The organism is Arthrobacter sp. ISL-72, assembly GCF_018613755.1.
Classification (GTDB): Bacteria; Actinomycetota; Actinomycetes; order Actinomycetales; family Micrococcaceae; genus Arthrobacter.
This window is the reverse complement of the sequence record NZ_JAGGPP010000005.1, coordinates 1-10,596: the sequence shown is the minus strand read 5'-3', so window position 1 is coordinate 10,596 and position 10,596 is coordinate 1. Positions and strand designations below refer to the sequence as shown.

Genomic DNA, 10,596 nt, shown 5'->3' with positions numbered 1-10,596 from the left:
CGGGCGGAAAGGTATCCTGACCGCCGGGTTGACCACTTCGTCACCCGGGCCCACCGGGTCTGACCCGCCCGGGCCGGCATATAGTACGCCAGCCACTCGTGATCATCTCCCCCTACGCGAAGAAGAACTTCGTGGACCACACCCAGACCGACCAGGCCTCCATCCTGCGCTTCATCGAGGACAACTGGCGCACCGGCCGGATCGGCGATTCATCCGCCGACGCCACCGCCGGCTCCGTGAATGCCATGTTTAACTTCCCCCACCAACGCAACGACAAGGTCCTGCTCAACGAGCAGACCGGCGCCGTCGCCTCCATCAGCCACACGAACGACGGCGGCAACTCGGGGAAGTAGCGACCGCAGCGGTCCTCCCCTACATGAACCCAGTCCACATAGTGCCAATCGTCGTACAGCAGCTCGTGCGGAAGGGTAGCCCCGAAAAAGGATCCAAAGTACTCTGCCGGAAGTCGTGGCAGCGTCGCTGTGTCCGGGGGCACTCCTCCCTGCAGAGTAACCGGCCTCCAGAGTTCACAGCCGCGCATTGTCCGCTCCCGTCCAGCAATAGGACGATCGCTTGTCTTTCCGGCTCTGATGCCGGGGCCGTAGCGTAGCGGTGTCTTAGCGATTCGCTTGAACTTGCAGGAAGGAGTAGACCTCGGTTTCGTCGACGCCGGGGAACGCCCCTGGCGGCATGGCGGCGAGCAGGTGCGAGTGGGTGCGGGCGGACGGCCAGGCGTTGCCTGCCCATTCGGACGTCAGCGATGCCGGGGGGCGCCTGCAGCAGTTCTCATCCGGACAGGTGGATTTGGACCGCTCCGTGGTGTCCCGGCCGCGGAACCACTTGACCTGCGCGTACGGGACTCCCACGGAGAGCGAAAACTCGCCGTTCGCGGACCGCTCGGTCCGGGCCGTGCACCAGTAGGTTCCGGCCGGGGTGTCAGTGTACTGGTTGTAGGCGCTGAACTTGTCCGGGACGTCGAACACCACACGGCTGGTCCAGTTTTTGCAGGAGGGCTGTCCCTCGATGGCGCCGGTGTGGTCCTGCGGGAACGTCACGCCGTCGTTTTCGTAGGCCTTGTAGATGATGCCGCTCTTGTGGGTCTTCTGGAAGTGCGTGCGGATGTCCAGGTGCTGGGTGGCGAGGTTGGTGAAGCGGTGGGCGGCGGTTTCATAGGACACCGCAAACGCGTCCCGGATGTCCTCCACTGCAATTTCCTTGGCCTGCTTGGCCCGCTGCAGGAACTCCACGGTGGCCTGCTCCGGCAGCATCAGCGCGGCCGCGAAATAGTTGGTGGCCACGCGCTGCATCAGGAAATCCCCGTAATTCAGCGGAGTCAGATGGCCCAGGACGTAGTGGCCCAGTGCCTGCAGCAGCACTGACCGGGGGTCATGGTCCGAGCGCTGGTTCTGCGTCAGGTAAATTCGGTGATTCTTTAGGTCGGTAACCGAACGGGTGGAATGGGGCAGGTCGCCCACATGGTGAAGGCTGAACCCGAGGTGTGTCGCGATGTCCGCGATCACGTGGTGGGACAGCGGCCCGCTGGTGTGTCCCACCGAGGCCAGGACCTTCTGAGCCTCGGCCTCGTACTCCGGGAAGTAGTTGTTCCGCTCTCGCATCATGGCGCGCAACTCGGCGTTAGCCCGGCGGGCCTCTTCGGGCGTAGCCACCTGCTCATTGAGCCGGCGCTCCAGCTCATGCTGGAGCCCCACCATGGACTCCAGCACATCCATCGGAAGCCGCGAACTGATGCGGATTTTCGGCAGGTTGAGGGACTCGTAGATGGGGCTGCGCTGGTACCGTTCCAGCTCAATCTCCAGAGCCGCACGGCGGTTGGGCGGCTCGGCCCCGAGCAGCTGGTCAATGGTCACGCTGAGGGCCGTCGCAAGCTGCTGCAGCAGCCCCAGCTTCGGCTCCCGCTTGCCGTTCTCGATCAGACTCAGCTGGCTGGGGGCGGTCCCGACGGCGGCACTCAGGTCATCGAGCGTCATGCCCGCTGCTTTGCGCAGGTACCGCACGCGGCGGCCCAGGCTGATGACGTCCACTGCAGGGGCGGCAGCGGACGACGTCGGGGCGGCGGCGTTGCGGTTCCAGCTCGAAGCGGGCATCTGTTCATCTGGCATAAGCATCGAGAATCTAACGGGTCGAAGGCCGGTGTGGCGTGGTTACTCGGGAGGCATATCGCCTCAATGCCTGATTTTGACAACGGCTGCGGGCGGGTGCTGATCAGCTAAGTTGGATGATGACGTCGTCGTCCCAGTGGAAAAGGCGTCTACCCTCCACTCCCCCGAGTGCCACCCAAAGGACAGAACCATCAGGCGTGCAACCATCAATGGTCCCCTGCCCGAGATATCTGCCGTCCAACGTAACTTGGACGCCGAGTCCATGCGGCACGATTTGCCAGGGTCCATAGGTGGCACATTCGGCGGATTCTTCGAGGGCCTGCGGCTTCACCGTTACCAGCCGCGTTCGGCAAGGCGGTGCGGGGCCGGGATCTCGTCGACGTTGATGCCGACCATGGCCTCGCCCAGGCCGCGGGAGGCCTTGGCGATGACGTCCGGGTCGTCGAAGAAGGTGGTGGCCTTCACGACGGCGGCGGCGCGCTGGGCGGGGTTGCCGGACTTGAAGATGCCCGAGCCGACGAACACGCCGTCGGCGCCGAGCTGCATCATCATCGCCGCGTCGGCCGGGGTGGCGATGCCGCCGGCGGTGAACAGCACCACCGGGAGCTTGCCGGAGGCGGCGATCTCCTTAACGAGTTCGTACGGTGCCTGCAGTTCCTTGGCCGCAACGTACAGCTCGTCGTCGGGCAGGGCGGCGAGCTTGAGGATCTCCGCGCGGATCTGGCGCATGTGCGTGGTGGCATTGGAGACATCTCCGGTGCCGGCCTCGCCCTTGGAACGGATCATCGCCGCACCCTCGTTGATCCGGCGCAGCGCCTCACCGAGGTTGGTGGCCCCGCAGACGAAGGGAACGGTGAAGTTCCACTTGTCGATGTGGTTGGTGTAGTCGGCCGGGGTCAGGACCTCAGACTCGTCAATGTAGTCCACGCCCAACGACTGCAGGACCTGGGCTTCGACGAAGTGGCCGATCCGGGCCTTGGCCATGACCGGCACGGACACGGCGTCGATGATCTTGTCGATCATGTCCGGGTCCGACATGCGGGACACGCCGCCCTGGGCGCGGATGTCGGCCGGAACGCGTTCCAGCGCCATCACGGCCACGGCACCGGCGTCTTCGGCGATGCGGGCCTGTTCGACGTTGACGACGTCCATGGTGACGCCGCCCTTGAGCATCTCTGCCATGCCGCGCTTGACGCGGCTGCTGCCCGTGGACGGGACGCCCAGCTCTGCTGTTTTCACTGCTCCTCGCTTCCGAGTTCTTGTTGGTTCTTGCTTCCGAGTTCTTGTTGGTTGTTGCGGGACCGTACCTGCTCGAGCCTCACCGCGCATGACCTGCCGGCCGCATCGAGGATCCTCAGGCGTCGGGGGCTCACAGGAACCCGTCAGGCGAGGGCACCTTTGACGACCAGGCTCACTCCGGCAATCAGGCATAGGCCTAGGGCTGCGGGACGGATTGCTGCTGCGGAAAGCCGTCTCACCACGGGCCCGGACGCGAGTGCACCGAGGACTACTCCCGGCAGCAGCCAGCAGGAAGCCAGCAGATCCGCCGTGCCGAATGCCCCGAATGCGATCAAGACGAGCAAAGAGACCTGGGATGAGACGAGAAAGAACAGCGAGAGGTTGGCGCGATAGCGGTCCGGGTCCGAGGCCCGGTACACCACGACGATCGGCGGCCCCGACGTCGAGGCAACCGTTCCTAGCACGCCGCCGACCACGCCGGCGGCGATCAGGGAGATGCGGTTCTGCGGGATCTGGAACCGTGCGAGTCCGGCCAGCACGCTGGCCACGACCAGCCCGCCGACGATGACTCCGGTCCACTTGCCGTTCAGCAGGGGCAGCACCCACAGTCCTGCGAGGGCGCCGGGCAGGCAACCGCCAAGGGCGCTCTTGAGATCCAGGTGCCGCAGTCCTTTCCTGTTCTGCCAGGTAACGAACGCCATGACCACGCAAGAGACCAGCAGCAGCGGGCCGGGTACCAGGTGTGGGCTGAGCATTAGCAGTAGCGGAGAAGCGACGATGCCGAATCCTGACCCCGTGCTGGCCTGCGCCACCACGGCGACGGCAATAATGAGCGCCGAGATGATGAGTTCTGCGGGGCTCATGGTGTCCCGTCCTGGATAAATTGCACGCCTATGAAAGCCAGTACTGCGATGAAGCCCCATGAGAGCATGGCAGCTAGGATCGCCCTGCCGCTTGTTTGGAGGAGCGAGCGTACCTGCACCGACGCGCCTAGCCCGAACAGGGCTGCTGCAAGCAGCAGTTCTTGGGCCGTTGCAGCGACTTCCAAGGCCACATGTGGCAGGATGACAAACGTCCGCACGACGATCATTGCCATGAACCCTGCCACGAAGAGCGGAATCAGCGGCGGAAGTTTGGCGTCGGCCTCCTCTGTGCCGCTGGACGCCCTCCCTCGGCGGTAGCGCTGTACGAGCGCAGCCCCTGTCACCATAGGAGCCAGCATCAGAACGCGGGTGAGCTTGATGACCAGCGCTCCGGCCAAGGCTGTTGTACCTGCTGTCTGCGCTGTGGCGACAACCTGGCCAACATCGTGGACGCTAGCTCCCACCCAGTACCCGAATTTGGCAGCGTCAAGGCCAAGCGGGCCGCTGAGGGCGGGCAGAATACCAATGGCCAATGTACCGCACAGGGTCACAAGCGCAATGGGAACAACAGTGCCTCGATGGTCGGTCTTCGTCACACCGCTCATGGCCCCGATGGCTGAGGCGCCGCAGATGGAAAAGCCAGCGGCGAGCAGCACGGGTTCATCGCCAGGAAGTCTGAGAGCCTTGCCCAGTAGAATCGTCCCCGCGAAAGTGAACAGGACGATGCCAGCCACAATCCCCAGCGTCGTCCAACCCAGGGCAGCGACATCGATCAGGCTGAGCTTCAGCCCCAACAGCACGATGCCCAGCCGCATGAATCGCTTGGCCGCAAGGACTAGGCCAGGCTGCATGACCCCTTCGACTGCCGCGCTGATCCCCGGCAGGTTCGCGGACAGGATGCCCAGGATGACAGACACCGTGAGGAACGGCAGTGCCGGGACTGCTGCGTGGATGAGCCACGCGACGGCGACGGCGACGGCTGCGAGTCCCAGCCCGGGCAGCCGGTGATGGCGCAGACCTCGCAAAAGAAGTCCGGCCTGCTTTTGCTTTTCACTTCCTGCGGCGGTGGCAACGTCTTGTGTCATGGTCATCTACGATCCATCCGGAGCGGGCGTGCCCGTGCTCGGATCGGATCTCCTTTCTTTCGAAGCAGCAAGTGGGATGGCGGCTGGAATCTCAGGCTGTTGCATGTGGAATCGTCGGCCTGCCGGTTGCCGCAGCGACGGAATTTGCAGGGATGCCCGAAGCCGGCGCGGCGAGAGATTGCATAGCGCTCAACAGGCCGACGGCGGCAATGTCCTCCGCGCTGCAGCCCCGGGACAAATCATTCAAAGGGGCGGTCAGGCCCTGCAGGATGGGGCCCACTGCGACGGCCCTGCCGAGGCGCTCGGTAATCTTGTAGCCGATGTTTCCGGCATCCAGACTGGGGAATACCAGCACATTGGCTTGCCCGGCGACATCCGATCCGGGCGCCTTTGTCGCGCCGATCCCGGGGACCAGTGCAGCGTCAAACTGCAGTTCGCCGTCCACGTAGAGCAGCGGGTGGCGGGCCCGCAGGATGTCCATCGCCGCCCTGACCTTGTCCACGTGCGGGTGGATTGCGCTGCCTCTTGTGCTGAAGGACAGCAACGCCACTTTTGCCTCCTGCCCGGTCAGGGCCTGGTGTGTGGCAGCCGCCGATGCGGCGATGTCCGCCAGCTGGTCGGGGGAAGGATCTGGAATGACAGCGCAATCACCAAACGTTAGTTGCCGTCCATCGGGAAGCAGCATCAGGAAGGAGCTACTTAAGGTGGTGCAACCGGGAGCCAGCCCCACCACGCGCAAGGCGGCACGAAGCACGTTTGCCGTAGGTGTCCCCGCCCCGGCGACACAGGCATCAATATATCCGGCCCGCAAGGCTGCTGCGGCAATATGGACGGGCTCGCGCTGTACGTATGCCAGTCCTTCAGGTTTCCTGGCATAAGCATCGCCGATGATTGTGGTCACTGCACTGTCGTGGGCAAGCTCGTCGATGTCGAGGATGGCATCCTTAGGCAGGCGGCAGCCTAGATCGGCGGCCAATCTTAGGATTTCCGCACGTCTGCCTATCAGCCCGGGCCTGATAATTCCCTCGGTCGCCAGGGTGCTGATCGCACGGATGGCACGTTCGTCTTCACCGTCCGAGAACCCGACGGTGCAACCGCGGCCGGAAAGTTCATGGCGCCAGCGCTCGAACAGGGCGCTTCCCGCGGGCGGCGATGCCCGCTGATCAATCATCGCCGTAGTCATGGCTTCGTGCCTCTCATATCGAGCCTGTGGAGGCCTCCGCGGGGGAAGCCTCCACAGGGAATACCGGCGACTTATTAGGGCTGGATGGCCTTTTCGACGTCGTTGAGCATTCCGTCCACGCCGTGGAGCAGCGCGGACAGGACGTCGGCGTCGGCAACCAGCGGCGGTGAAATCATGATCATGGTGGCGCCGCGGTCATCGCCGCGAAGGATCACCTTGGTTCGTTTGAACGATTCGGGGAGGACTTCACGCAGGACCCTCAGCGATTCTGCTTCGGTCAATTCGCGGCCGCCGAAGCTGTCTGCCATGAGTTCGATCGCGTAGAAGAAGCCCATGCCGCGGACTGCCTTGACGCAGCGGTGCGAGCTCTTCAGTGATTCCAAGGCCTGCATGATCTTGGGGCCCTGCTCCTGGACGTTGCCCAGAACGTTCTCATCCCGCATGGCCGTGATGTTGGCGACCGCGACTGCGGTGGATACCGGGTGTCCGCCCCAGGTGGCGCCATGGGTGAAGACACCGCCCTTGGAAGAGTTGAACAGTTCCTGGACAAGTTGCTCGCGGACGATGAGTCCGCCGAGTGGTGCGTACCCGGAGGTGGACCCCTTGGCGAAGGTGACCATGTCCGGGACAACCCCGGTCACCCCGTATCCGAAGAAGTGGCCCAGCCGGCCGAAGGAGCAGATGACCTCGTCCGAGACCAGCAGGATTCCGTACTTGTCGCACAAGGCGCGCAGCGCCGGCCAGTAGCCGTCCGGTGCCACCAGGGCACCGCGACCGTTCTGGACTGGCTCGGCAAAGATTGCGGCAATGGTTTCGGGACCCTCCTCCAGGACCGTGCGCTCTATGGCACGGAAGCAGTCAAGTTCTGTGACCTTGCCGCAGTCGCCGGTGAAGCCGAGGGTGTTGGGAACCTTGCGGATGCCTGGAAGGAGTTCGCCGAACGGGTCCTTGATCTTGGGTAGCTGTGTGATCGATAGCGCACCCATGGTTGTCCCGTGGTAGGCCATGTCGCGGCTGATGATCTTGGTGCGCTGCGGTTGGCCCTGGCTGCGGAAGTACTGGCGGGCAAACTTCAGGGCTGTCTCCACGGCCTCGGAGCCGGAGTTGACGAAGAATGTGGTGCCAAGATCGCCCGGCGCCAGGTCTGCGATGAGTGCGGCGGCCTCAATGGCGGGAGGGTGCGCCGAGCCCCAGTTGGAGGCGTAGGCCAAGGTGCTGATCTGCTCGCTGGCTGCCTCGGCGATGTCCTGGCGTCCGTGGCCCATGTTGACACAGAAGAGCCCTGCCAGTCCGTCCAAGTATCGGTCTCCCTCAGTGTCAATGAGGTAGCTTCCTTCACCACGGACAAAAATCGGGAACTCGCTGTCCCAGACGTCCTTGCGGGTGAAGTGGGGTCCGAGGTGCCGTCGGGCCAGTGCCCGGAGTGTGGAGGAATCCAAGACCATCTCCTTCTTGTTGCGGTGAGTAGCGATGATCGAAGCCTAGGTCATGGTTTTTTTCTGCATCAGTACCAAATGGTCACTGGGTGATGGGACCAGTCTGGTTCCCTCACCCGGCATACTTCTGGTTCTTCTGGTCCCTGCAGGTTCATTCCATACTTCGATAATGCTGCGCAGCCCGTACCGCGGGATCTAGCGAGAGCACCATCAACGACACGGAGGTCACAATGAAGATCGGCATCCCGAAGGAAATCAAATCCCATGAGTACCGAGTAGCCGTCACGCCAGCCGGCGTTCATGAGTTGCTTGCCCACGGGCATGAAGTGCTCATCGAGACCGGCGCTGGAGAAGGGTCATCCATCTCAGATGATGCCTACACGCTGGCCGGAGCCAGCATTCTCCAGACCGCCGATGAAGTCTGGGCCACCGCTGATTTGCTGCTCAAAGTCAAGGAGCCGATCGCCGAGGAATACCACCGAATGCGGCCGGACCTTACGCTCTTTACCTACCTGCACCTGGCCGCCGACGAGGCCTGCACCATGGCCCTGCTGGAGGCCGGGAGCACGTCCATCGCCTACGAAACGGTGCAGCTTGAAGACGGCTCGTTGCCGTTGCTGTTCCCCATGAGCGAAGTGGCCGGCCGGCTGGCTCCCCTCGTGGGCGCGCAGTGCCTGACGCGTCCTGAAGGCGGGCGCGGTGTACTGATCGGCGGCGTCTCCGGCGTGGCACCGGCCCGCGTTGTCGTCATCGGCGCCGGCGTCTCGGGAATGAATGCGGTCGCAGTGGCTGCAGGCATGTGGGCAGACGTGGTCCTGTTCGACAAGAACGTGGACAAGCTGCGGGCTGCAGACCGCATGTATCAGGGACGCGTCCGCACGCTCGCGGCGAATCAGCTCGCAATCGAACATGAAGTGGTCCAGGCAGACCTGGTCATCGGTGCCGTGCTGGTCCCGGGAGCCAAAGCCCCGAAGATCATCTCTAACGAGTTGGTCTCGCGCATGAAGCCCGGCAGTGTCCTCGTTGACATCGCGATCGACCAGGGCGGCTGCTTCGAGGATTCATATCCGACGACGCACCAGGAGCCCACCTTCCGCGTGCACAACTCGGTCTTCTACTGCGTCGCGAACATGCCGGGCGCCGTTCCCCACACCTCTACCTACGCCTTGACCAACGTAACCTTGCCGTACGTGCTGCAGATCGCGGACAAGGGCGTCGAGCGGGCTGTGGCTGAAAACGCAGCACTGCGGGCAGGCCTCACCACCGTTGCCGGGCGCCTCACCAACGCCGCCGTTGGGGCCGCCCACAGCATCGAGGTCGTTGATTCCCTGGAAGCTGTGGCTCGAAGTTAAGACAAAAGGAAATATTTGGCGGGGGAGTTCATACTGGACTCCCCCGCTTCGTTAGGTCCTGATACTTCATCGAGCTAATTGAGAGGCGATACGTGCCACGGACGCTCATAGAGATCGACCGCAACTCCAGTGAGCCGCTGTACCGGCAAGTTCGCCGGGTCATCGAACACGGGATCGCTGTGGGTATCTTCGACGCTCGCCGCAGGTTGCCCAGCTCCCGGGAGCTTGCTGCCGAACTCAAGGTTGCCCGCAACACCATCAATCTCGCCTACCAGGAACTGCTCACGGAGGGTCTGGTGCTCAGCCATGAGCGCCGGGGGATTTTCGTGAACCCGGAAATGCAACCCGTTGTAGAAGCTGAGTTGCCGGCAAAGGACTTGATGATCGATTGGTCCTCCAGGATGCGGCGCTATGCCGACGAAGGCGTCCCCGATGTCGAGAAGGCAGCAGACTGGGACAAGTACCCTTACCCGTTCGTCGCCGGCCAGGTGGACGTTCACAGCTTTCCCGCCACTGCATGGATACGTAGCCTCAGGGAAGCCCTCTACCAGCCTCATCGCTTCGCCAGCCTCCAGGACAGCCTGGGCGCAGACGACCCCATGCTGGTCGAGATGATCCGGCAGCAGATACTCCCGGCGCGCGGAATCGAGGCCGGCCCTGACGAACTCCTGATCACCATCGGTTCCCAACAAGGACTGGACCTGCTGGCCCGGACCCTGCTCGGCCCACATCAACGCGTTGGCGTCGAGAACCCAGGGTATTTGGACGCCCGCCATATTTTCCTCCGCACCGGAGCGCAGGTCTATGGGATCGACGTCGATCAGGATGGACTCTGCCTGCCGACGACACTCAGTGGGACCGCCCTGATGTACGTCACGCCCAGCCATCACCACCCCACCAATGTCACTCTGAGCATGGAGCGTCGCCGTGGTCTGCTCAGGCTCGCCGCTGCCTCCGGCACTATCGTTATCGAGGACGATTACGACAGTGAGTTCCGTTATGAGGGCAGCCCCAGTCCGGCGCTGAAAGCTTTGGATTCCACCGGCGACATTCTCTATCTGGGCACGTTCTCCAAGTTCCTGTCACCAGGGATCCGAATGGGCTTCCTGGTGGGACCTGCGGAACTGGTCAGGGAACTGCGAAGAGTACGGCGTTACCAGGTTCGCCACCCGCCGGGCCACATGCAGCGTGCGCTGGCCCTGATGATCGACAGCGGCGACTACCACCGTGCATTGCGCCACCACCGCCGCCAGATGAAGACCCGCTGGGAAATGCTCAGCCAACTAGCCGTTGAATGCCTGCCGTGGGAGCAGGCCCC

9 protein-coding genes are annotated in these 10,596 nt (G+C 63.4%); 3 read left to right on the top strand and 6 right to left on the bottom strand.

Annotated features, from left to right (window positions below; all coding sequences use genetic code 11):
• Positions 1–98: 98 nt before the first annotated feature.
• A complete protein-coding gene (locus J7I92_RS05215; RefSeq protein WP_251039500.1) occupies positions 99–353 on the top strand; it encodes an alkaline phosphatase family protein in 255 nt (84 codons plus the stop codon).
• 264 nt (positions 354–617) lie between these two features.
• Here the strand turns inward: J7I92_RS05215 and J7I92_RS05210 are convergent, their stop codons facing one another.
• From J7I92_RS05210 to J7I92_RS05185, 6 genes are all read right to left on the bottom strand, one after another.
• Positions 618–2,120 (bottom strand): helix-turn-helix transcriptional regulator, encoded by a 1,503-nt coding sequence (locus J7I92_RS05210; RefSeq protein ID WP_214838255.1) that lies wholly within the window; start codon positions 2,118–2,120, stop codon positions 618–620.
• Between the two features lie 333 nt (positions 2,121–2,453).
• Positions 2,454–3,359 (bottom strand): pyridoxal 5'-phosphate synthase lyase subunit PdxS, encoded by a 906-nt coding sequence (gene pdxS / locus J7I92_RS05205; RefSeq protein WP_214838253.1) that lies wholly within the window; start codon positions 3,357–3,359, stop codon positions 2,454–2,456.
• A 143-nt stretch (positions 3,360–3,502) separates the two neighbouring features.
• On the bottom strand, positions 3,503–4,222 hold the full coding sequence (locus tag J7I92_RS05200; RefSeq protein ID WP_214838251.1) for a sulfite exporter TauE/SafE family protein: 720 nt from the start codon (positions 4,220–4,222) through the stop codon (positions 3,503–3,505).
• Complete coding sequence (locus J7I92_RS05195; RefSeq protein WP_251039499.1) at positions 4,219–5,313, bottom strand: YeiH family protein; 1,095 nt, start codon at positions 5,311–5,313, stop codon at positions 4,219–4,221. Before J7I92_RS05195 ends, J7I92_RS05200 begins: the two co-directional genes overlap by 4 nt.
• A gap of 85 nt (positions 5,314–5,398) precedes the next feature.
• Entirely contained in the window at positions 5,399–6,490 is a 1,092-nt protein-coding gene (locus tag J7I92_RS05190) for a phosphotransacetylase (RefSeq protein ID WP_214838248.1), read from the bottom strand.
• 74 nt (positions 6,491–6,564) lie between these two features.
• Complete coding sequence (locus J7I92_RS05185) at positions 6,565–7,929, bottom strand: aspartate aminotransferase family protein (protein ID WP_214838246.1); 1,365 nt, start codon at positions 7,927–7,929, stop codon at positions 6,565–6,567.
• Positions 7,930–8,156: 227 nt separating this feature from the next.
• Here J7I92_RS05185 and ald point away from each other — a divergent pair, with 227 nt between their 5' ends.
• A complete protein-coding gene (gene ald / locus J7I92_RS05180) occupies positions 8,157–9,278 on the top strand; it encodes an alanine dehydrogenase (RefSeq protein WP_214838244.1) in 1,122 nt (373 codons plus the stop codon).
• A 92-nt stretch (positions 9,279–9,370) separates the two neighbouring features.
• Positions 9,371–10,596, top strand: a 1,226-nt coding sequence (locus J7I92_RS05175; protein ID WP_214838241.1) for a PLP-dependent aminotransferase family protein, incomplete at its 3' end; no start/stop codon positions are given.

What these genes read in the sequence shown, in the direction of transcription:
- J7I92_RS05210 (WP_214838255.1), bottom strand. Translation starts at nt 2,120, where the DNA reads ATGCCAGATGAACAGATGCCCGCTTCGAGCTGGAACCGCAACGCCGCC.
- J7I92_RS05190 (WP_214838248.1), bottom strand. Translation starts at nt 6,490, where the DNA reads ATGACTACGGCGATGATTGATCAGCGGGCATCGCCGCCCGCGGGAAGC.
- J7I92_RS05200 (WP_214838251.1), bottom strand. Translation starts at nt 4,222, where the DNA reads ATGAGCCCCGCAGAACTCATCATCTCGGCGCTCATTATTGCCGTCGCC.
- J7I92_RS05195 (WP_251039499.1), bottom strand. Translation starts at nt 5,313, where the DNA reads ATGACCATGACACAAGACGTTGCCACCGCCGCAGGAAGTGAAAAGCAA.
- ald (WP_214838244.1), top strand. Translation starts at nt 8,157, where the DNA reads ATGAAGATCGGCATCCCGAAGGAAATCAAATCCCATGAGTACCGAGTA.